Raw genomic sequence first — 21,629 nt, 5'->3', positions numbered from 1 at the left:
CAGCCCAGCGGCAAATGTTCAGCAGAGGAGCATGAATTGTCACTTGACCCAGCAGGAAGTCCAGGCGCCCGGCGCCGCGTTGCCGTGATCGGCAGTGGCGTGGCCGGATTGACGGCAGCCTACGTCTTGAACCGGCAGGACGATGTCACCCTGTTTGAGGCGGATTCGAGGCTGGGCGGCCATGCCCACACCCACGACATGCCACAGCCCGATGGCAGCACCATGGGGGTGGACACCGGGTTCATCGTGCACAACGAACGGACCTATCCCACGCTGCTGCGGTTGTTCGCCGAGCTTGGTGTCGAAACCCAGGACTCAGAGATGAGCATGTCCATCCGCTGCGACGGCTGCGGGCTGGAATACGCGGGGGCGCGGGACGGAGCCCGCGGCATCATCGCCAGGCCCTCCAGCCTGCTGCGCGGCCGCTACCTGCTGATGCTGCTGGAGGTCACCCGCTTTTACCGGAAGGCGCAGGAACTGCTCAGGACCGCGCCGCCGTCGGCCGTCAGCGACGAAGCGGAGACGCCGGAACTGACGCTTGGCGCATTCCTGGAACGGGAGAAGTTCAGCCCCTACTTCATCTCCCACTTCATGACCCCCGTGGTCAGCGCAGTCTGGTCCTGCGATCCCACCACCGCCCTGGCCTATCCCGCGCGGTACCTCTTCACGTTCCTGGGCCACCACGGCATGCTGGGCATTAAGGGCTCGCCGCAGTGGCGCACCGTCACCGGCGGCTCAGCCCGGTACGTCGAAAAGCTCGCTGCGACGCTGGCCGACGTCCGGCTCAACACACCCGTCACCGCCATCAGACGCCTGCCGGACGGCGTGGAGCTCGCAACGGACAGCGGGCTGGAAGACTTTGACGCCGTCGTCATTGCCACCCATCCTGCGCAGGCGCTCGGGTTCCTGGCCGACGCAAACCCTGAGGAGAAGGAGGCGCTGGGCGGGATGCCGTACTCGGTTAACCACACGGTGTTCCACCGGGACCCTGCAGTCCTGCCGGCCGCGGACAACGCCAAGGCGTCCTGGAACTACCGGCTCCCGGCCTGCGACGCCCGCCTGGACAAGGTCCTGGTGAGCTACGACCTGACCCGGCTGCAGCGGCTGAGCCCTGCGGATGGCAAGCCCTACTTGGTGAGCCTGGGGGAGTCGGAGCTGATCGGCGACACTGCAGTGCTGGAGCGCATGGTCTACGAACACCCGCAGTACACGCCCGAATCCCTCCAGGCCCAGCAGGCCATCACCGCGCTGAGCAACAGCCGGATCGCCTACGCCGGGGCGTACCTTGGCTGGGGATTCCACGAGGACGGTGCCCTCTCAGGTGTGCGCGCCGCGGAGAAACTTGGCCGCAGCTGGCCGGTGGTCCGCGCGGAGGAGCCCGCCGGGTCCTTCGGCGAGGGGGAGCGGGAACTGCTCGCCCCGGAACCTGCATGACCATGGACGCCTCGATCTACCGCACATCGATTTCCCATGTGCGGCGCAGTCCCCTGAAGAATGCATTCACCTACCGGAGCTACAGCTGGTTTGTGGACGTGGACCAGCTTCCGCGCCTGCCGTTCCTGCTCCGGCCGCTGGCGGTTTTCCGCGCCGCGGACCACCTAGGAGATCCCGACGCCGGCATCCGGGCCAACGTGGAGCGGTACCTGCGGACGCAAGGCGTGGAGCCCGACGGCGGTCCCATCCACATGCTCACCAGTGCCAGGGTTTTTGGCTACGTCTTCAACCCGCTCACCCTGTTCTGGTGCTACCGCTCCAGCGGGGAACTGCAGTGCGTGGTGGCCGAGGTCCACAACACCTACGGGGAGCGGCACTGCTACCTGCTGCGGACCGATCCCTCCGGGCGCGCCTCGGTGCCCAAGGCGTTCTACGTTTCACCCTTCAACGACGTCGACGGCGAATACCGGATGAAGCTCCCGGCTCCGGGGGACCGGCTGGCCGTTTCCATCATCCTGGAGCGGGAGGGGCACCGGCCCTTCGTCGCCACCATGGACGGCCGACGCCGGCCTGCCACCAGGCGCAACATCCTGGCAGCGGCTTTCGCGACGCCTGCCGCGCCGCTGCTGGTATCCGCCCTGATCCGGGTACAGGGCATTAAACTCTGGGCAAGATGCCTGCCCGTCGTCGCCAGACCCCACCACACCTCACAGGAGGCAGTTCAATGACCATGACGGACGATAACGGCACCACCGCAGGCCGTCTGGAAGAGAAGGCCGGCGGCGATTCCGCCGGACGCGTGCCCGAAGCCTGGACCTCAACCGGGGTACCGGCGGCGCCGGCCACCATCGATCCTGACCTGTGGCCCGGTGTTGCCCAGCCGCCGTCGGGCCTGAAGGCCGAGGTGGCCGGAAAGGCTGCCGGGCTGTTGTTCAAGGGCGCGGTCAAGCGGCTGCCGCTCCGCGTTGAATATCCGGACGGCTCGGTTTTGGGGACCGGCGGACCGGAAGCCCCCGTGATGACCATGCTGCGCCCCGACGCCTTTGAGGCGCGGATCGGCGACAACGGCCTGATCGGCCTGGGTGAGTCCTTCATGGCCGGCGACTGGGAAGCTTCGGACCTGGCCGCGCTGCTCGAAATCTTCGCCGCCTCCGTGGACACGCTGATCCCCATGCCGCTGCAGAAACTGCGCTCGCTGTACCTGCCCCGGACCCCCCGCCAGGAACGCAACGCCGAACAAAACACCCGCAGCAACATCTCCCGGCACTACGACCTGTCCAACGACCTGTTTTTCAATTTCCTGGACTCCACCATGAGCTACTCCTCCGCGCTGTTCCCGGAAAAGGCGGGGTCGCTCACCGCCGTGGCATGGGACTTCCTGGCCGAAGCCCAGCGGGCCAAGATCGACCGGTTGCTGGACAAAGCCGGCGTCGGTGAGGGGACGCGGCTGCTGGAAATCGGCACCGGCTGGGGCGAACTTGCCCTGCGTGCCGCGGCCCGCGGCGCCACCGTCTACAGCGTCACACTGTCCAGCGAACAGCAGGCGCTGGCGCAGGAACGCATCGAGGATGCCGGATACGCGGACCGGGTAACGGTGGCCCTGCAGGACTACCGTGCCGTGGAAGGCGAGTACGACGCCGTGGTGTCGGTGGAAATGATCGAGGCCGTCGGGTACGAATACTGGCCCATCTACTTCCAGACCATCGACCGCGTCCTGGCACCCGCCGGCAAGGTGGCCATCCAGGCCATCACCATGCCGCACGGGCGCATGCTGGCCACCCGCAACGCCTACACCTGGGTGCACAAGTACATCTTCCCCGGCGGTTTCCTGCCGTCTGTCCGCGCCATCGAGGGCGTGACCCAGCAGCACACCACCCTGCGGGTGCGGGAGCGCATGGGCATGGGCGACCACTATGCCGCCACCCTGCGGCTCTGGGAGGAACGGTTCCTGTCACGGTCCCGGGAAGTGGGGGAGCTCGGCTTCGACGCCGTCTTTCAGCGGATGTGGCTGTTCTACCTCTGCTACTCGCGCGCCGGCTTCCAATCCGGCTACCTGGACGTGCAGCAGATTGTGCTGGACCGCCGGGAGGCGCAGCTCTAGCATTCGGGAGGAGCAAGAGGGAGGATTCGGGCATGAAACTGAAGACACTGGCATGGACGACGGCGGCGACGGCCGCCACAGCCGCCGCGGGCGGTGTTGCCACGGATCCACAAAGCAGCTGGTACCTGGGGCTGCGCAAGCCGGAGTGGCAGCCGCCCGCCATCGCCTTCCCGGTGGTGTGGACAGCCTTGTATGCGGACCTTGCGGTGACGTCCGCGGTGGCACTGGACGGGGCTGCTGAACTGGATAGGGCTGACGACAGTCCCGGCCCCGTCAGGAAGGACCACCGCCGGGAGGTGCGTGCCTACCAAGGTGCACTGACCGCAAACCTTGTCCTCAATGCATTGTGGAGCTGGTTCTTCTGGCGCTCCCGCCGGCCCTGGCTGGCAGCAGCCGAGGCTGCGGTGCTGGCGGCCAGCAGTGCCGACCTGGTGCGCCGGACGTACCGGCTCGACCGTGCGGCAGGGGTATCGCTGGCTCCGTATGCAGCGTGGTGCGGCTTCGCCACTGCGTTGTCCACGGCAATCGCCGGCCTCAACCCGGCTAAACGCTGAACAGGCTCTGGGCAGCCGGCAAAGCCTCCGCAGCAGCCCGCGGAATCAGAGGGTCCCTGACCACTACATGTAGTGGTCAGGGACCCTTTTCCTGTGCCGGGAATCGGAGAGCGACACGCCGCCGCCCGGCGACACGCTGATCTTTAAATGTGGCTAAGTACTCCACAGGGTGTGGACCCAGCCCGCAAAAATCCCGGGATCACGGGCATTTTTCCAGCCCCTGCCTGTGGATTAACGGTGCATTAAATGACATACTTGTAATACATCATCTTGGGGTTCCAAAGAGGCGTCTGCACTACATGTAGTATCTACATACAGCTGGACGGGGACACCGACCCAGCAGAAGAGTTCAACTAAGGGGACAGGGACAATGACCGTAACGGTTTACACGAAGCCTGCTTGTGTTCAGTGCAACGCCACTTACCGCGCGCTCGACAAGAAGGGCATCACCTACCAGAGCGTTGACATCTCCCAGGACGCCGAGGCACTCGAGCGCCTGAAGGCACTGGGTTACATGCAGGCTCCCGTTGTGGTCACCGACCAGGACCACTGGTCCGGCTTCCGCCCCGACAAGATCGAGGAACTCGCGCTGTCGGCCGTTTCCTCCGTGGCCTAGGAGTTCCGCTTTTCCTGCCGGCAACCATCAACCAGCTGAGGTGACTCCCATGGCAGCACCAACAGCACAGCATGACCACGAGGCCTTACCAATTCACCAGGTTGTTCCGATCCACGCGGCTCAGCGCGTGGAGGTGTCCCCGCCGGCCGGGCCGCAGAATGAGGCTGCACCGGTTTCCACCGACAGCCAGCTCATCTACTTTTCCTCCTCATCCGAGAACACCAGCCGCTTCGTCGCAAAGCTTGGCCGTGAGGTGGCCCGGATCCCGCTTTATCCAAAGGACGCACCCCTCCTCGCCACCCGGCCGTTCGTGCTGGTGGTGCCCACCTATGGTGGCACCGGGGGAGAGGGTTCGGTTCCCAAACAGGTCATCCGGTTCCTCAACAACCCGCAGAACAGGAAACTGCTCCGCGGTGTGATCGGTGCCGGCAACACAAACTTCGGGGACAACTACTGCATGGCCGCGGACATCATCGCCGCCAAATGCCAGGTACCCCACCTCTATCGATTCGAACTTATGGGAACGCCGGAAGACGTTACCCGGGTCAACCAAGGATTGGACACGTTTTGGACACGACTGTCGCAGACACAGAAGTAACCAGGTCCCAGAAGCCTGAGATGCCCGCCGCCTACAAGGGGCTGGGCTATCACGAGCTGAACGCCATGCTGAACCTCTATGGTCCCAACGGCGAAATCCAGTTCGGCGCCGACCGCGAGGCGGCCCACCAGTACTTCCTGCAGCACGTGAACAACAACACCGTGTTCTTCCATGACCTGGAAGAGAAGCTCGAATACCTGGTCAAGAATGACTACTACGAGCGCGAGACGCTGGACCAGTACACGATGAACTTCATCCGTGACCTGTTCAACCGCGCCTACAAGAAGAAGTTCCGCTTCGAGACTTTCCTGGGTGCGTTCAAGTTCTACACGTCCTACACGCTGAAGACGTTCGACGGCAAGCGCTTCCTGGAGCGCTACGAGGACCGCGTCTGCATGGTTGCCCTGCACCTGGCCCGCGGCAACGAGCAGCTTGCCCTGCAGATGGTGGACGAGATCATCGACGGCCGCTTCCAGCCGGCCACCCCCACGTTCCTGAACGCGGGCAAGAAGCAGCGCGGCGAGCTGGTCTCGTGCTTCCTGCTCCGGATCGAAGACAACATGGAGTCGATCGGACGCTCCATCAACTCCGCCCTGCAGCTGTCCAAGCGCGGCGGTGGCGTGGCCTTCGCGCTGACCAACATCCGCGAAGTGGGCGCGCCCATCAAGCAGATTGAGAACCAGTCCTCCGGCGTCATCCCCGTGATGAAGCTCCTCGAAGACAGCTTCTCCTACGCCAACCAGCTCGGTGCCCGCCAGGGTGCTGGCGCCGTGTACCTGCACGCGCACCACCCGGACATCTACCGGTTCCTGGACACCAAGCGGGAGAACGCGGACGAGAAGATCCGCATCAAGACCCTCTCGCTCGGCGTCGTCATCCCGGACATCACGTTCGAGCTGGCCAAGAAGGACGAGGACATGTACCTGTTCTCGCCCTACGACGTTGAACGCGTCTACGGCATGCCCTTCTCCGACGTCTCGGTCACCGAGAAGTACTACGAGATGGTGGACGATTCCCGGATCAAGAAGACCAAGATCAAGGCCCGCGAGTTCTTCCAGACCCTCGCGGAGATCCAGTTCGAGTCCGGCTACCCGTACATCATGTTCGAGGACACCGTGAACCGGGCCAACCCGATCGACGGCAAAATCATCATGTCCAACCTGTGCTCCGAGATCCTCCAGGTCTCCCAGCCCACCACTTACAACGATGACCTCTCCTACGCCGACACCGGCAAGGACATCTCCTGCAACCTGGGCTCGCTGAACATTGCCAAGACCATGGATTCGCCGGACTTCGGCCTGACCATCGAGACGGCCATCCGCTCGCTCTCGGCTGTGTCTGACATGTCCAACATCACCTCGGTGCCGTCCATCGCCAAGGGCAACGACCAGAGCCACGCCATTGGCCTGGGACAGATGAACCTGCACGGCTACCTGGCACGTGAACGGGTCCACTACGGCTCCGAAGAGGGCCTGGACTTCACCAACATCTACTTCTACTCGGTGGTGTACCACGCGGTCCGCGCCTCAAACCTGCTGGCCATCGAGACGGGCCAGACGTTCGGCGGCTTCGAGAAGTCCAAGTACGCGTCGGGCGAGTTCTTCGACAAGTACACGGAGCAGGAGTGGGTGCCACAGACCGAGAAGGTCCGCGAGCTGTTCAAGAACGTCCACATCCCCACCCAGGCTGACTGGCTGGCGCTGAAGGCTTCCGTCATGGAGCACGGCATCTACAACCAGAACCTGCAGGCCGTGCCGCCCACCGGCTCGATCTCCTACATCAACAACTCCACCTCATCGATCCACCCGGTGGCGTCCAAGATCGAGATTCGCAAGGAAGGCAAGCTGGGCCGCGTGTACTACCCGGCGCCGTACCTGACGAACGACAACCTGGAGTACTACCAGGACGCGTATGAGATCGGTTACGAGAAGGTCATCGACACCTACGCGGCTGCCACGCAGCACGTGGACCAGGGCCTGTCCCTGACCCTGTTCTTCAAGGACACCGCCACCACGCGCGACATCAACAAGGCCCAGATCTACGCCTGGAAAAAGGGCATCAAGACCATCTACTACATCCGTCTCCGCCAGCTCGCGCTGGAAGGGACTGAGGTGGAGGGTTGCGTTTCTTGTATGTTGTAGCTTCAAGTAACTTGTGAAGTACGACGGCGGGTGCCCGCCCGCCGTCGTAGACAAGACTTAAAAGCTCGAGGAGTCATGCTCTTACATGACTCCTCGAAACCCCGGCAAGCAGGGCAATCCAACTCGGTGGTCGGATTGCTAGCTTACTTGAGTCGTCCGGCTTCTGTCGAAGCCGCTCATCCCGGGGTATCAACGCCTCGGGAGGAGGTGAAGCATGGCTAAGGGCTCAAAAGGAAACGGTGGAAACTACCGCTCCGCGATTACCGGACGTTTCGTAACGACCAAGCACGGTAAGGCGAATCCAAACACCACGGTGAAGGAAAAGTAGCGTCTTCATCAGCTAGCAACCGCGCCTTCGGCTGGACTTTTATCCAGCTGAAGGCGCGGTTTGCCGTGCTTAATATGGGTTGACGTGTCACTAAGGAGATGTCGGGAAACGCTCTGGAATATGGGAATTATCCAAGCTATTTGACGGCTAAACTGGATAAGCAATCCGATCCAGAGTGAGTCTCGATCTGCGGGTACGCGACCCGGTTGCCATCATGAAAAACCATCGATAGCGGAGGTATACCCCCATGACGGAGAAGGTCAAGCTGCTGAGCCACGTCGAGGCCATTAACTGGAACCGGATCCAGGACGACAAGGACGTGGACGTCTGGAACCGCCTGGTCAACAACTTCTGGCTGCCGGAGAAGGTGCCGCTGTCCAATGACGTGCAGTCGTGGAACACGCTGACGCCCGCTGAGCAGCAGCTCACCATGCGTGTGTTCACCGGTCTGACGCTGCTGGATACGATCCAGGGCACCGTCGGCGCAGTTTCGCTCATCCCGGATGCCCTGACTCCGCATGAAGAAGCCGTCTACACCAACATCGCCTTCATGGAGTCTGTGCACGCCAAGAGCTACTCCTCCATCTTCTCCACGCTGGCCTCCACCAAGGAGATCGACGAGGCGTTCCGCTGGTCCACCGAGAACGCGAACCTTCAGAAGAAGGCGCAGATCGTTATGGACTACTACCAGGGCGATGACCCCCTGAAGCGCAAGGTGGCCTCCACCCTGCTGGAAAGCTTCCTGTTCTACTCGGGCTTCTACCTGCCCATGTACTGGTCCTCACGCGCCAAGCTGACGAACACGGCAGACCTGATCCGCCTGATCATCCGCGACGAGGCCGTGCACGGCTACTACATCGGCTACAAGTTCCAGAAGGGCCTGGAAGGTCTGTCCGAGGAGCGCAAGCAGGAGATCAAGGACTACACGTTCGAGTTGCTCTTCGAGCTGTACGAAAACGAAGTCCAGTACACGCACGATCTCTACGACTCCGTTGGCCTGGCCGAGGACGTCAAGAAGTTCCTGCACTACAACGCCAACAAGGCCCTGATGAACCTGGGCTACGAGGCCATGTTCCCGGCGTCCGTCACGGATGTGAACCCGGCAATCCTCTCGGCACTGTCCCCGAACGCTGACGAGAACCACGACTTCTTTAGTGGGTCCGGCTCTTCGTACGTGATCGGCAAGGCCGTTAACACCGAGGATGAGGACTGGGACTTCTAGGAGTCAGTGAGACTTCCAGGATCTGACAACAAGGGACTCCGCACGCTTTTGTGCGGGGTCCCTTGTGCTTCGTCCGGCAGCCTATTTCGCATCGAGGTACGCGCGCAGGCATTCTTCTGCCGCAGATGGCGGTACCTGAAAATAGTCCACAGTCCCACCCAAAGCGGTGGGCATAGATGGGTACGGCAGTGGCCATTCTCCGGCTTGCGCGGCCATCGAACGCGGCCAGTGGGGCGGTTCCCAGTCCTGGTGTTCGCTTTTGTAGTTCCGTCCTGATGGTGAGACCCAGCCGGGCGGCTCATTCTTTGTTGCCGGCGTTGGTCTCCAGCCGCTGGTGTGTTTGAGTCTGTGGTGCCGGGGACATGGCTGTCCCAGGTTGCTGATCCCGGTGGTTCCGCCGTGATGCCAGGCCAAGAGGTGGTCGGCTTCGTTGTCCAGGGAGTGGTTGTTGCACCCGGGGAACGGGCATTTGCCATCACGCATCCGTAGCCAGTTCCGCATGGCCTTCGTGAGCCGGTAACTGGTGCGGCCGATTTCCAGTGGTGCCCCGTCCCGTGGGTCCACGAGCACCCGGTGGAACGAATCCGCTCCGTTGGCAACGAGATTCCGTGCCATGGAGGCCGGGACGGGTCCGTACCCGTCCAGCATCGCTGGCTCGTCGGTCAGACCCAGCAGTGAGAAGACCGGAACCGTGACCAGGACCTCCGCCCTAGGCGTGGGGATATCAGCTAGACCGGTGGCCCCTGCATCCGGCCCAGCCTGAGTCCCGCCGCGGATGCCCGTGCTGTTGCCGCAATGGGTGCAGCCGGTTTCGCGTCGAAGGGCTGCCGCGGCAAATATGTCTGCCCGCAGGTGCGTGAGCGTCCGATCCTCGTCGGGACCCTGCAGACCCCGGGCAATGGCGGTAATGCGGTTCCAGATCGCTGTCGCCTGATCGGCGGGAAGATAGGCGGACACCCGTGCCATGCCGTCCTGCTCCGGGGTGTATTCCAGGCACCTGTCCTGCACGCCCTTGGCATGGCGCTTTTCGATGCTGTCCGGGTGGTGGCGCTCCCGCCAGGTCCGGGCCTTCCGCCGGAACCTGTAGGCGGGCATCTCGCCGGCCGGGCAGCCGCGGGCAGGGTTGGGCGCGTCAGCGTCGAGGAAGTGGGCTTCCAGGGCACCCGCTGCTTCGCGGGAAAGAGTGGCGGTCTCGTGCACCATCTCCTTGGCATGCTGCCACGAAAGCGTCCCCGCCTGCAGTGCTGCCAAGGTCCGCGGCAGGGACGTATTCAAGGCATAGGACTGGGCCAGCAGTGCGCCTGCGGCCCGGTCGCCGATGGCCAGTACGCAACCCACCTCCGCGGCGATGGCCATTTCCTGTGCTTGGACCGGCATGTCCGGAGGCGCCGCGGACCGCGCAGAATCCGCGTATCTGGCGGCAACCTCGGCCTTTAATGCCGCCAGCCGGGCCTCGGCCCGTGCAACCGCGGCAAGGATGTCCAAGCAGCCGTCGCTAACGGCGGCCAGCGGATCGGCGTCCGGGGGCAACCCGCAACCTGACTCAGCCGCCTCGGCGCGAAGCAAGGCAATTCCGGCGTCGATCGCCTCAAAAGCCCTTGCCACCGCTTCGCTTCCCATGCACTGATCATCTAACGGGGGTCTGACATTTTTTGGGTGGCAGCCGCACTTTAGTCCCGCACCGGTTTCGAAGGATTTACATGTACATCTGATACTTGCAGATGTACATTTATTGGCATGTCGACCATCAACATCACGGACGCGCGCTCACACCTACCGGAGCTCATCGAGAAAGCTGAGTCTGAGCCGGTATTCATCGAGCGCCGCGGACATCGTGCAGCGGTTCTCGTATCCCCGGAGCGCTACGAGCAGATGCTTGATGCCGTGGAAGAAGTCGAGGACATTGCGGCGTTCGACGCAGCAATGGCGGAAGAAGGCGAGAACATTCCCTGGGCGCAGGTGAAGGCGGATCTGGGCTGGGGATGAGTCGTTACAGGATTGAGCTGCGCCCTTCCGCCTTTCGTGCACTCAAGAAGATCCATGGCGAGGATCGTCAACGGATTCAGGGGGCAATTGCGCTCCTTGGCCAAGGCCCGCGGCCGCCCAAGGCAATTGCTTTGAGCGGCCGTCCGGGTTACCGGATCCGAGTAGGCGATTATCGGATCATCTACACGATCCAGGACGACGTTTTGCTCGTGGTTGTTGTTACCTTAGGGCATCGACGCGACGTCTACGATAAGTAGCGAACCGTCCATTTTCCGGAGTCAAGATGTAACTGGCCGCTGTCGGTTTGTTTTTTCGACGCCCCTGATGATGAGTTCCCCGGCTACTGCCAACCCGATGAGGAGCAAGAAACTCCCGTTCCGGGCGGAACTTGCAGCAATGTATGTGTTCTGTGCAGCAGTGACAGCGGCAATGTCGTTGGCATACCAGCCGTTGACAACTGTCTGCTGCGGGGCGCCCTTGGCCTCGCCGTTGTTCATGGTTTTCTTGAGATCGGCCGCGCTGAGCTCCGACTTCCAATCCGACGGGCTGCTACCACTCTGCAGCCGGGGTTATTAGCCAACCAGGTGATGATCAGGAGCAAAGCCAGCACCGAGCCCAAAATGATCCTGGCTGCGTTGGCCGACCGGAGCTTCGATAGCTTCAGCCGCTTGGCTTTTGGCTGCGGCGCACGGGTCGGCGCCGGCGGTGCGTCTGGATTCATGCCAGCATTAGGTGCTTCGTAAGTAGTCATTTCCCCATTTTCATTTTGTTGTTGCAACCGCCTGTTGGCGTAAAACTCTTGGGCTAAGCCCGTGCTTCGACAAACCTTGGTGCCATGGACTCCATCTGCTCCATCACGAGCTTGATGGCCTCTGGCTGCTTGTCCGGCGGGTAGCCGAACCGAACCAGCAGCCGCTTGATCGAGGACCGCAGTTTTGCCCGAACGTCGTCGCGCACGGTCCAGTCCGTCCGGACATCGCGCCGCATCACGGACACCAGTTCGCGGGCAATGTCTGCCAGAACCCCTTCGCCCTGAACCTCCACCGCGGACTCGTTCTGCGCCACGGCGTCATAGAACGCCAGCTCATCAGAGTTCAGCGGGGGAGTGAACTGCTGGCCCCGCTTACCTTCGGCCGCCACTTCACGCGCCAGCGCCACCAGCTCCGCAATCACTTCGGCAGATGTCAGCTGCTGGTTGGTGTACTTCTTCATCAGCTCGGTGATCCGCTCCGAAAACGCACGCTGCCGGATCACGTTGTTCCGGGTGGAGGAAGCCGATTCATCGGCAATCAGCTTCCGCAGCGCCTCGATGGCCAGCTGCGGGTTCCGCGCCTTCTGCGTCTTGGCAATGAATTCGGGTGTCAGGTCATCCAGGGACGGCTTCGGCATGCCGGCGGCATCGTAGATGTCCAGCACCTCGCCCGAGGACGTCGCTGACGCGATCAGGTTCCCCAGCAGCCGCTGGATGTCCTCCGGAACAGGTTCGCCGCTGGCCTGCCGGTCGGCGGCGTCGTACTTCGCCATCCAGACGCGGATTTCCTCGTACACCTGGATCTCGGGGCGCAGCTCAGCCAGTGTCTCAGACCCTGAACACAGCGCCCATGCTCGGGACAGCTGGCTGGAGAATTTGCGGTACCTCGCTGCAACCGATTCTTCGCCGTCCGCGGGCTGGTTGCCGGGCGTGGCAGGATTGCGCAGGTAGCTGACCGCGCCGGTCACAGCGTTGAGGAACGACTTCGGCCCGCCCTTCATCCACACGGCTTTCCAGTCGTACCCAGCCAATAAGGAGCGCAAAGTCTCCACCAGGGATACCGCCAGGCCGACAGCCTCATCAATGTTCTTCCCCACCGGCTTGTTCGCCCGGTCCGACTTCGTATACTCGCCCAGCGCCTTCGCCAGGTTCTCGGCCAGCGGCGCGTACGCCACCAGCAGCCCGTCCTCCTTGCCGCGGAAGGTGCGGTTTACACGTGCCAGAGTCTGCATGAGCAGCGCGCCCTTGAGCGGCCGGTCCAGGTACAGGGTATGCAGTGGGGGAGAGTCGTAGCCGGTGAGCATCATGTCCTTGACGATCACCAGTTCCAGTTCGTCGTCGACGTTCTTGAGCCGCTCCTTGACCTGGGCATTCATCGAATCCCGGCGCACATGGTCGGATACCGGCGGCACGTCGGTCGCGTCGCCCGAGTACACCACCTTGATCCTGCCCTTCGAGAGGTCGTCCGAATGCCAGTCCGGCCGTAGCTCCACAATCGCGGCGTACAGCTTCGCACAGATCTCGCGCGTCCCGCCCACGATCATCGCCTTGCCCGGCGCCTCGATGAACTTGCCCATCCGCTCGCGCCGGTTCTCCCAGTGCGCCACCAGGTCCTCGGCCAGCGCAGCAATGCGCTGCGGCGCACCATAAACGGCGTTTACGACGGCGACACTCGCCTCGATGCGCGCGCGCTCCGTATCGTCGAGCCCCAGTGTCAGTTCATCGGCGGATTTGTCCAGGTCTTCTTCAGTGATGTCCGCGGCCAGCCCCACCTTGATGAGGCGAGGCTCAAAGTACACGGGCACCGTGGCGCCGTCTTCCACGGCCCGCGACAGGTCATAGATGTCGATGTAGTCGCCGAAGACGTCCTGGGTATTGCGGTCGTCGAAGGAGATCGGCGTTCCGGTGAATGCAATCAGGGTTGCATGGGGGAGCGCGTCGCGGAGGTGCCGGGCGTAGCCGTCCAGGTCGTCGTAGTGGGAGCGGTGTGCCTCGTCCACCACGACGATGATGTTGCGCCGGTCGGACAGCAGCGGGTGGTCGGCACCGGCGTCCTTCTCCGATTTGCTGCGGCCGAACTTCTGCAGCGTGGTGAAGTAGATGCCGCCGGTGGTCCGGTTGCTCAGCTCGTCACGCAGCTCGGAGCGCTTCCTGATCTGCTTGGGTTGCTCGGCGAGGAGCAGGCTGCGGTCGAAACCTTCGAACAGCTGGCCGTCCAGCTCATTCCGGTCGGTGATGACCACAACGGTAGGGTTCTTCAGCTTCGGTTGCCGCGCCACCATATTGGCATACAGTTCCATCTCCATGGACTTGCCCGAACCCTGGGTGTGCCACACAACGCCAGCCTTGCCGTTGCTCTCCACCGCCTGGATGGTGCTGGCCACGGCCTTGGTGACCGCATAGTACTGGTGCGGCTTCGCAATCCGCTTGGCCAGGCCGCCCGAGCCCTGGTCGAAGGCGGTGAAGTTGCGGGTGAGCTGTAGGAAACGCTCCTGGTTGTAGAGCCCGTCAAGGGCGGTGTCCAAGGCGGTGACGGCATCGCCGTCGACCATGTACCCCTGGGGGACGGGGACGCCGTCGTCGTCAACGTTCCATGGTGAGAAGTGATTAAAGGGGGTGAACGGCGTTCCGTATTTGGCTTGGATCCCGTCGCTTGCGAGCGTGAAGACGCAGAAACGGAAAGCCATGGGGAATTCGCGGAGGTAGGTCTGGAGCTGGGCGTGGGCGCCGGGAAGGTCGGCGTGGGCGCTGCCGGCCTTCTTGAGTTCGATGATGCTGACGGGCATGCCGTTGCAGTAGAGCACGACGTCGAAGCGCCGCTTGTAGTCGCCCTGCACCAGAGTGACCTGGTTGACGGCGAGCCAGTCATTCTGGTCCGGCGCCTGGCTGAGCAGTCGGATGGTCGGGTTGGCCTCATTGCCGTCCGAGTCAATGTAGGTCAGCCGGTAGCCGTCTACGAGGCAGTTGTGGATGCGGTGGTTCTCGGCCAGCGCGTCGTTCGACTTGAGTGATGCGATTTCAGCCAGAGCCTGCTGCAAATACTGGGCGGGGACTGCCGGGTTGAGGCGCTGGAGGGCGGCGAGGAGGCGGGGCCGGATCAGTAGCTCAGACCAGGAATCGCGTTCCCCGGTGCCAGGAGCAATTGCCTGGCCCTCCACCGGCTTCCAGTCCAGTTCGCCGAGCCGCTCCTTCGCGGCCCCCTCCCAGTCGGCTTCCGAAAACGCTACTGCTGGTGCTGTCACGGTGATTCCCCCTGGTTGACCGGATCTTCTGATGATAGGTCTAACTGTCACACCCCGGCCCGTTCAAGCACATTCTCCGCGTCCTTGACCCGGAGCTTGCCGGACATTAGCTGTGGGAGGAGGACGTCTCGAGTTGCCGCCAGAAGAGTGTTTTCTCGGTTCGCACTCTGGATCACCTTAAGTAGGTGCCTATAACGCGATGCAAAGTCAGTGGCCTGTACAGAATCGGGAATCTCCACTTCTTTCTTCAACAGCAGCTGCCAGTGGCGTTTGTATTCTTCATGATTCTGCAAACCGTTCAATGCGCAATAAAGAGTCAGCGATGGAATGCCGGAACCGGTAAACGGGACTGTATTCGGGCCAACGGTGAATCTTTCCGAGGCGAGCCTTAGTTTGCACGTGTGGTCTCCAAAGTAGAGGATTGGACGCTCGGCGCTTGAATCCAAGAATCCTTCACCATTTAGGTAGCCCAGTAATCCAACCTCGCTTTGATCAAACACCGGAAAGTCGCCCTGCGTTAGCAGTTCTTCCTTGGAAAACTTTCGCTTTGGCGTTATGCGATGGATCAGGCTTTCAACCAAGACGCGTGTGGAAGGAACAGCGTTGATGAGTCCGCGATAAGAACACTGGAGCAACTCTTCAGCAGACTGCACCATTTTCGTGTTTACGGCGATCTTGTCGTCGAGGGCGCCCAAGACTTCAACGATCCCATCCTGCTCAGGTCGGGGCGGAATTAGTACGTTCAAGGCCTTAGCTTCGGGGTAATACATCGTCTGGTGCGTTGTGCCATGAGAAAACCTTCGCACGCTATCTTGTTCTGCCATCAAGATGTACATGAGGTAACTCGAAGACAATTGGGGACCGCAAACCCAGTTGACGAAATCTTGGCTGGTGGCCATAGGAACGCCCATCTTCACTACGTATCCGACTGACGCGGTTCGCGACAGACAAACCGTTTCCGCAGGAAGTAATCGAGTGGAGGAGTTGTTTAGTCCTAGCTCCGTTATCGACTGTGACGTTTCGTAAATTGTTTTGCCATGATTCCCCGTCGCCTCTCGTATCCCAATCCACGGAATCGGCCCATTCCAGTACTCTTCCTTGGTACGGCTGGGAGTATGGCCACTTTCTATTCGAGCGACGTCAGTGAGCTTGGTCCAAGTGAAACCAGCAGGTTCTGGAAGGCGCGGTTTTCCGACGCTGAGCGCAAATTTTCCTGGGATGACGCTCAGTGTTGCCTCCCGGCCGCCGGTATTAGTTTTGCGTTCGCTCACGAAACCCTCCCCAGCTGCTCGCGCACAACCGCCGCGAGCCGCTCGGACTCCTCGAACTGCTCAAACAGCTCCTTCGACAGCCGCGCGATCTTCTCCTCGATCGGCTCGCCGTCGTCCTCAACATCCGCCGCCCCAACATACCGTCCCGGCGTCAGCGCGTAATCTGCTGCCTTGACCTCCGCAAGGCTGGCCGAATAGCAGAAGCCGGCCTCGTCGTCGTATGTCAGCCCGGCCTCAACCGCCGACGAAGTTCCGCGCCAAGCGTGGTACGTGTTGGCGATCTTGGCAATGTCCTCGTCGGACAGGGCACGCTCTGCACGGTCCACCATGTAGCCCAGGTTTCGGGCGTCGATGAAGAGCACTTGCCCGGTCCGGTCCACTGAACCGCGCGGGCCGGCGGTCTTGTCCTTTGCGAAGAACCAGGTGCACACCGGGATGCCGGTGCTGCGGAACAGCTGGGTGGGCAGCGCCACCATGCAGGAGACCAGGTCGGCCTCCACCAGTTGGGCGCGGATCTCGCCCTCCCCGCCGGAGTTGGAGGACATGGAGCCGTTGGCCATGACCACGCCGGCGCTGCCACCCGGCGCCAGCTTGGAGATGATGTGTTGGATCCACGCATAGTTGGCGTTGCCGGCCGGCGGGACGCCGTACTTCCAACGCGGATCCGACTCGGAACGGGCCCAGTCCTTGATGTTGAACGGCGGGTTGGCCATGATGAAGTCCGCGCCGTTGGTCCCGGTCAGCTCCGGGTGCTGGTCGCGCGCGAACGTGTCGCCCCAGCGCGAGGCCAGATTGGCGTTCAGGCCGTGGATGGCGAGGTTCATCTTGGCCATCCGCCAGGTGCGCTCGTTGAGCTCCTGGCCGTAGACGGAAATGTCCGAACCCTCCAGGTGGTGGGCCGCGAGGAACTTCTCGGCCTGGACGAACATGCCGCCCGAACCGCAGCACGGGTCGTACACCCGCCCGCGGTGCGGTTCCAGCACCTCCACCAGCACGCGGACCACGCCGGCCGGGGTATAGAACTCACCGCCGCGCTTGCCCTCGGCCTTGGCGAACTTCTCCAGGAAGTACTCGTACACCTCGCCCAGCAGGTCGCGCGCCTTGCTGGCGCCCTGCCCGGTGAAACGGGCCGAGTTGAACAGGTCCAGCAGCTCACCCAGGCGGCGCTGGTCCACATTGTCCCGGTTGTAGATGCGGGGAAGCGTGGCCGCCAGGGATTTGTTGTCGGCCATGATGAGATCCATAGCCTCATCAATCAGCAGCCCGACGGACTTCGGCGCCGCACCGTCCACCGCGTCCAGGCCCTTGGCGTGCTCCGCCAGGTAAGTCCAGCGTGCCCGGGGCGATACCCAGAACACGCCGCGGCCGGTGTACTCGTCCACGTCGCCGATCAGCTGGGCGATCTGCTCCTCGTTGAGCCCTTCCGCCTCCAGCTCGGCCTGGATCTGCCCGCGCCGCTCCTCGAACGCGTCCGACACGTACTTCAGGAACACCAGCCCCAGGATCACATCCTTGTACTGTGAGGCATCCATCGAACCGCGGAGCTTGTCCGCCGCCTTCCAGAGCGTGTCCTTGAGTTCCTTCATGGTGGACGGGGCGAGGTCCACCTTCACTTTCGGGGGCATTATGCAGTTCCTTCTTGTGGTGCGGCGTGGGAAATAGGGTCTGTCAGGGTGAGGCTTCCGCCCGCTACGCCGTCCGTAATCAGGGTAGCGAGTTCTTCCAGCTGCTTCAGGCGTTCGCGGGCTCGGGCCTGCGCGTGTTGCAGGGTTTCCAGGGCGTTGATCAAAGGTTGGCGCTGGGCGTCCGCTGTACGGCGCAGGCGCCAATTGCGCCAGGTTTTGTCCGTCGCCGGCCAGGCGTTGATGTCACGGACGACGGCGGCGGGCACCAGGCCGCCCGGGTCACCTTCGTCGATCCTCAGGATCCGGGCGGGAAAGACGACGACGGCGCCGCCCTCCGCGTCCACCATGGCGGCGGACCGCGGGCTGGTACAGAAGACAATGTCGCCGGGTTCGGTGAGCCGCCCTGCGGGATAGTTGGCGGCGAAGTCTAGAAGCGTGATGAAGCGCGGCTGGGCATTGTGCGGATCCATCAGTTCCTCGCGGCCCAGGATCCTGCTTCCGGCCTTGCCGTTGAGGTCAGCCTGCTCAAGCCGGATGCCTTTGAGGTACCTGACGTTACCGGCGGTCATGAGCTCCTGGACCGTCGCGGGCTGGAGCGAACCGCCTGACGCCGCGGGCTGGAACGCCGGCAGTGCAGGCGGCTCGGCTGCCCCGGCGGAAAGGACCCGGACGAGTTCCTCGATCCGCAGCGCTGTCTCAATGCCGCGCGCCGCCGTCGTACTCCTGACCGGCGGGGCGCCCACAAGGGAGCCGTGGCTCGCGAGAAGTATGCGGGTCTGCACCAGACGGGCGAACCGGAATGAGTGGGCGCGGATGGTGGCTCGGCTGCCCATGGAGGCGACGGCGTCGCTGATCAGGTCCTGGCTCACATCGAGGGTGAGCGGGCTGGTGCTCAGGTCCGCCACCATGGTCCAGCGGTCGGCGATGGGCACTTCCGCGAAGGACGGACCCAGCACCCACAAAGCTTGCGGTTCGCGCGGCTTGGCGCGAAGAAGACCCGGCTGGAGCCGGACGATTGCGCGCACCCGGCCGGAGCGCAGGAGACCTGCGCGCAAGTTCCCGGCCTCGCCCGGCAAGGCGTCGCACAGCACTCGGGCAGGGGCAATGACCACCGCCCGCTGGGAGTCGTCCATCTGCAGGACGATGTTCTCGATGCCCAGCAGGATGCCGGTGGTGTCCAGTGCAGGATCGCCGGGAGCCGGATATTGGGCCACATGCACGGCGGGACCACTGACGGTGAAGGCGCCTTTGGCGTCAATCTTGACCGGTGCGCTGTCCGCGCCGTGCACTGCCAGGCGGCGGCGGGCAAACCGTGAGGCGCCGCCGTCGTGGTCTGCTGCGAGGAAAGTGACGGGCCCTGATTCGCCGGACTGCTGTACGATGCTGAGCATCACGTCGCTGCCGCCCGGCGTGGAGTCTACGAACAGTGGCTTCCGGTCCAGGGTTGCGGCGAGCTCCAGGGCTGTGGTGCTGACAAGCTTGAGCGCAGCGTCCGTCAGTGCAGTGTCCGATTGCTCCCGCAGACCGGCTTTGAAGCGGTGGGAGAGCAGTTTCTCGAAGGCCGCCGGCGCGCTGAACGCACTGTCTGCCAGCCGGTCCGCGAAGTTTGCCAGCCCCGGAAGAGCGGAACCGAGGGCCTCCAATTCGGAGTAGAGGAACACATCGTCGGGGTCGGCCTCGTCGGCAGCGTCCAGCAGTTCGGCCGCGCTGCTTCGGCTCAGGACCTGACCGGTGATGACCTTTAGGGCGAGGAGCGAGGTGAGGCCATCGAAGGTCTGCCGGTTATCCCGGGGTGCTCCCGCTGCCGGGGCGGCCAGCCTCGCGAAAACGGCGGCGTCGTTCGTGGCTTCCGCATTGTTCCCGCGCCCGGTGGCCCGGAGCCAGGCGGTGACCTCATCGGCGTCGAACAGCTCCACTCCGTTGCTGGTCGCGGCGGCTGCCGGGAACGGCAGCGGTCCTCCACTGCTTCGCCTGCGCCACATGGAGACCACCGGCCGCTGGACCTGCGCAAGGGAGGCGACGTCGGAGAGGCTCATGTGCAGTGAACCGGTAGCTGTATCCATGGCTGCCCCCTTCAGTCGGAATCGTTCCATCAGCCTAACGGGATGCTGGGACACTGATGGCTTTGTGCTGATAACCCGGGTTATCAGTCCCTCGACGCTGGACACGTGCAGGCGGCCCATAAGTTCGTCCTGCAGCCAAGAAGGAATCTTCCAGAGCTGCGGCGGCGGCGGGGAACCGCGTATTGGGGGATCAGTATCCCGCCGCCGTTCAGCGGTTATCCACGAAAAGAGGAAGAGAACATGTTGAACAGCGACGTCGGGCCGGCGGACATGCCGGCCGACGACACAGCAGTTGAAACCGGGCCCGGTCAGACGGCCCAGGTGACCAGGCCGGGCCGGAAGAAGCCACTCCTTCTGGTGATGGGCGCCGTCGTGCTCTTTGCCGGCGGCATCACCTTCGGGACTGTCCTGCCGGACCCGAAGGCAAGCGAGGCGTATGTGTCCCTCGCAGACGAGAAGTCGACGGTGGAGATTGAGCGCGACGCCGCGCTGTCCAGCTACGCCACGCTGAAAGGGAAGTTCGACATCCTCGAAAGGGGTATGGCGTCCCGCGAGTCCAAGGTTGCGGCGCGGGAGGCCGAGGTCGGAAAGGCCGATGCCGCAGTCAAGTCTGCTGAAGCGGCGGTTAAGGTCCGCGAAGAGGCCGTCACCGGGGCGGAGAAGACCAAGGCGGCCAACACCATCGGTGACGGCACCTGGACCGTGGGCACCGACATCGAGCCAGGCACCTACCGAGCGTCGGCCGACGTCGGCTCCTCCTGCTACTGGGGCATCTATGCCACCGGCAGCAACGGCAGCAACATCATCGACAACGACCTCCCCGGCGGCGGACGGCCCTCCGTGGCACTCTCCGCCGGCCAGGATTTCAAATCCAGCCGTTGCGGCAAATGGGAAAAGCAGTAACAACCGCAGCATCACAGCACCCACTCTCGAAAGGCACCACCATGGCTGACCAGAACTTTTCATTCCCGACCCCGCCGGCAGCTCCGGCACCCGCCAAGCGCGCCTTCTACACGAAGAAGCGCTTCGTTATCCCAGCCGGTGTGCTTTTGGTGGGCATCCTCATGGGCTCCTGCTCCGGCGGCAACAAGCCAGCCGCGGACTCCAGCCCGATCGCCTCCACCGCAGCGTCTGCCGAAGCAGCGGCGCCGGCTACCGCTGCCCCTGCCGCCCCGGCGGCGGCAGCACCGCCGTCGTCCGCTCCTGCCGCGCCCGCGGCTCCTACGGTCGGCGTTCCTTTCTCCGTGAAGATGCGCAACGGCAACACCGCCAGGATCACCGTTGTGTCCGCCGTCCGCACCGACACTGTCACCACCGGCGCGTTCGCTACGCCGCCCAAGAACGGCACCTACCTGCTCCTGGACGTGCTCTGGGAAACGGAATCCGGCAAGACGAGCTCCAATCCGCTCTACTTCTCTGCGAAGGATGCCAACGGGCGCAAGGCGGACATGAGCCTGTTTGCCGACAACCAGCTGGGCTCTGGCGAGGTGCTTCCCGGGGACAAGGCGCGGGGCAACATCGCTTTCGATATTGCACCGGGAGCTGCCACCGTCATGATTTCTGATCCCCTGCTGCAGGAAGCTGCGCGGATCCAGATCCCGGGATAGGCTCACTTCCGCCCGTGCGCTCTGCCCGGCGGAGGTCAGTGCAGCGTGGCGAGCAAGATCTTGCCGCCTCATGCGCGACACTGATGACGG

Annotated in this window: 17 protein-coding genes; 12 read left to right on the top strand and 5 right to left on the bottom strand. The window is 63.2% G+C overall.

Going from position 1 to position 21,629, the window contains the following annotated elements:
• The first annotated feature begins 36 nt into the window (after positions 1-36).
• The 8 genes from FBY33_RS16325 (at position 37) to nrdF (ending at position 8,994) form a co-directional block, all read left to right on the top strand.
• Positions 37-1,434 (top strand): NAD(P)/FAD-dependent oxidoreductase, encoded by a 1,398-nt coding sequence (locus tag FBY33_RS16325; RefSeq protein ID WP_142031456.1) that lies wholly within the window; start codon positions 37-39, stop codon positions 1,432-1,434.
• The gene (locus FBY33_RS16320; protein WP_142031455.1) at positions 1,431-2,162 is read left to right on the top strand and encodes a DUF1365 domain-containing protein; all 732 of its coding nucleotides are present in this window, start codon (positions 1,431-1,433) and stop codon (positions 2,160-2,162) included. The genes FBY33_RS16325 and FBY33_RS16320 overlap by 4 nt, the downstream gene beginning before the upstream one ends.
• Positions 2,159-3,535, top strand: a complete 1,377-nt coding sequence (locus FBY33_RS16315; protein ID WP_200831406.1) for a class I SAM-dependent methyltransferase — start codon at positions 2,159-2,161, stop codon at positions 3,533-3,535. The genes FBY33_RS16320 and FBY33_RS16315 overlap by 4 nt, the downstream gene beginning before the upstream one ends.
• A gap of 32 nt (positions 3,536-3,567) precedes the next feature.
• Entirely contained in the window at positions 3,568-4,089 is a 522-nt protein-coding gene (locus tag FBY33_RS16310) for a TspO/MBR family protein (protein ID WP_142031454.1), read from the top strand.
• A gap of 370 nt (positions 4,090-4,459) precedes the next feature.
• Positions 4,460-4,705 (top strand): glutaredoxin-like protein NrdH, encoded by a 246-nt coding sequence (gene nrdH, locus FBY33_RS16305; protein ID WP_013601222.1) that lies wholly within the window; start codon positions 4,460-4,462, stop codon positions 4,703-4,705.
• A 127-nt stretch (positions 4,706-4,832) separates the two neighbouring features.
• Entirely contained in the window at positions 4,833-5,303 is a 471-nt protein-coding gene (nrdI, locus tag FBY33_RS16300) for a class Ib ribonucleoside-diphosphate reductase assembly flavoprotein NrdI (protein WP_142032956.1), read from the top strand.
• A gap of 20 nt (positions 5,304-5,323) precedes the next feature.
• The gene (gene nrdE / locus FBY33_RS16295; protein ID WP_142031453.1) at positions 5,324-7,444 is read left to right on the top strand and encodes a class 1b ribonucleoside-diphosphate reductase subunit alpha; all 2,121 of its coding nucleotides are present in this window, start codon (positions 5,324-5,326) and stop codon (positions 7,442-7,444) included.
• A gap of 575 nt (positions 7,445-8,019) precedes the next feature.
• Positions 8,020-8,994 carry a class 1b ribonucleoside-diphosphate reductase subunit beta gene (gene nrdF / locus FBY33_RS16290; RefSeq protein WP_142031452.1) on the top strand — a complete coding sequence of 325 codons (975 nt, stop codon included), beginning with the start codon at positions 8,020-8,022 and terminating at the stop codon, positions 8,992-8,994.
• Between the two features lie 81 nt (positions 8,995-9,075).
• Here nrdF and FBY33_RS16285 read toward each other — a convergent pair whose 3' ends face one another.
• A complete protein-coding gene (locus FBY33_RS16285; protein ID WP_142031451.1) occupies positions 9,076-10,614 on the bottom strand; it encodes an HNH endonuclease signature motif containing protein in 1,539 nt (512 codons plus the stop codon).
• A 117-nt stretch (positions 10,615-10,731) separates the two neighbouring features.
• Between FBY33_RS16285 and FBY33_RS16280 the strand changes: the two genes are divergently transcribed.
• Positions 10,732-10,980 carry a type II toxin-antitoxin system Phd/YefM family antitoxin gene (locus FBY33_RS16280; protein ID WP_142031450.1) on the top strand — a complete coding sequence of 83 codons (249 nt, stop codon included), beginning with the start codon at positions 10,732-10,734 and terminating at the stop codon, positions 10,978-10,980.
• Positions 10,977-11,237 carry a type II toxin-antitoxin system RelE family toxin gene (locus tag FBY33_RS16275; protein WP_142031449.1) on the top strand — a complete coding sequence of 87 codons (261 nt, stop codon included), beginning with the start codon at positions 10,977-10,979 and terminating at the stop codon, positions 11,235-11,237. Before FBY33_RS16280 ends, FBY33_RS16275 begins: the two co-directional genes overlap by 4 nt.
• A 547-nt stretch (positions 11,238-11,784) precedes the next feature.
• Here the strand turns inward: FBY33_RS16275 and FBY33_RS16270 are convergent.
• Genes FBY33_RS16270 through FBY33_RS16255 form a run of 4 tightly spaced genes read right to left on the bottom strand, consistent with a single transcriptional unit; the run spans position 11,785 to position 19,932 of the window.
• Positions 11,785-14,973 carry a type I restriction endonuclease subunit R gene (locus FBY33_RS16270; RefSeq protein ID WP_142031448.1) on the bottom strand — a complete coding sequence of 1,063 codons (3,189 nt, stop codon included), beginning with the start codon at positions 14,971-14,973 and terminating at the stop codon, positions 11,785-11,787.
• 47 nt (positions 14,974-15,020) lie between these two features.
• A complete protein-coding gene (locus FBY33_RS16265; protein ID WP_142031447.1) occupies positions 15,021-16,244 on the bottom strand; it encodes a restriction endonuclease subunit S in 1,224 nt (407 codons plus the stop codon).
• Positions 16,241-17,869: a class I SAM-dependent DNA methyltransferase gene (locus FBY33_RS16260; protein ID WP_142031446.1), complete on the bottom strand. Its 1,629-nt coding sequence runs from the start codon at positions 17,867-17,869 to the stop codon at positions 16,241-16,243. Before FBY33_RS16260 ends, FBY33_RS16265 begins: the two co-directional genes overlap by 4 nt.
• Positions 17,869-19,932, bottom strand: coding sequence for a hypothetical protein (locus FBY33_RS16255; protein WP_200831405.1), 2,064 nt, complete (start codon positions 19,930-19,932; stop codon positions 17,869-17,871). The genes FBY33_RS16260 and FBY33_RS16255 overlap by 1 nt, the downstream gene beginning before the upstream one ends.
• A 240-nt stretch (positions 19,933-20,172) precedes the next feature.
• On the opposite strand from FBY33_RS16255, the gene FBY33_RS16250 reads away from it, so the two are divergent.
• Both FBY33_RS16250 and FBY33_RS16245 read left to right on the top strand, forming a co-directional pair.
• Complete coding sequence (locus FBY33_RS16250) at positions 20,173-20,835, top strand: hypothetical protein (protein ID WP_142031445.1); 663 nt, start codon at positions 20,173-20,175, stop codon at positions 20,833-20,835.
• Positions 20,836-20,876: 41 nt separating this feature from the next.
• Complete coding sequence (locus FBY33_RS16245; protein ID WP_142031444.1) at positions 20,877-21,539, top strand: DUF4352 domain-containing protein; 663 nt, start codon at positions 20,877-20,879, stop codon at positions 21,537-21,539.
• The last annotated feature ends 90 nt before the right edge of the window (positions 21,540-21,629 follow it).

It is taken from the genome of Arthrobacter sp. SLBN-112 (assembly GCF_006715225.1).
Lineage (GTDB): Bacteria > Actinomycetota > Actinomycetes > Actinomycetales > Micrococcaceae > Arthrobacter.
Note: the sequence above shows the minus strand (reverse complement) of the source record. Positions and strands in the feature narration are given on the sequence as shown.

Bases quoted from the DNA above. Each gene is read 5' to 3' on its own strand.
- FBY33_RS16280 (WP_142031450.1), top strand. From the start codon at position 10,732: ATGTCGACCATCAACATCACGGACGCGCGCTCACACCTACCGGAGCTC.
- nrdF (WP_142031452.1), top strand. From the start codon at position 8,020: ATGACGGAGAAGGTCAAGCTGCTGAGCCACGTCGAGGCCATTAACTGG.
- FBY33_RS16310 (WP_142031454.1), top strand. From the start codon at position 3,568: ATGAAACTGAAGACACTGGCATGGACGACGGCGGCGACGGCCGCCACA.
- nrdE (WP_142031453.1), top strand. From the start codon at position 5,324: ATGCCCGCCGCCTACAAGGGGCTGGGCTATCACGAGCTGAACGCCATG.
- FBY33_RS16315 (WP_200831406.1), top strand. From the start codon at position 2,159: ATGACCATGACGGACGATAACGGCACCACCGCAGGCCGTCTGGAAGAG.
- nrdH (WP_013601222.1), top strand. From the start codon at position 4,460: ATGACCGTAACGGTTTACACGAAGCCTGCTTGTGTTCAGTGCAACGCC.
- FBY33_RS16275 (WP_142031449.1), top strand. From the start codon at position 10,977: ATGAGTCGTTACAGGATTGAGCTGCGCCCTTCCGCCTTTCGTGCACTC.
- FBY33_RS16250 (WP_142031445.1), top strand. From the start codon at position 20,173: ATGTTGAACAGCGACGTCGGGCCGGCGGACATGCCGGCCGACGACACA.
- FBY33_RS16245 (WP_142031444.1), top strand. From the start codon at position 20,877: ATGGCTGACCAGAACTTTTCATTCCCGACCCCGCCGGCAGCTCCGGCA.
- FBY33_RS16285 (WP_142031451.1), bottom strand. From the start codon at position 10,614: ATGGGAAGCGAAGCGGTGGCAAGGGCTTTTGAGGCGATCGACGCCGGA.
- FBY33_RS16255 (WP_200831405.1), bottom strand. From the start codon at position 19,932: ATGGATACAGCTACCGGTTCACTGCACATGAGCCTCTCCGACGTCGCC.
- FBY33_RS16320 (WP_142031455.1), top strand. From the start codon at position 1,431: ATGACCATGGACGCCTCGATCTACCGCACATCGATTTCCCATGTGCGG.
- FBY33_RS16260 (WP_142031446.1), bottom strand. From the start codon at position 17,869: ATGCCCCCGAAAGTGAAGGTGGACCTCGCCCCGTCCACCATGAAGGAA.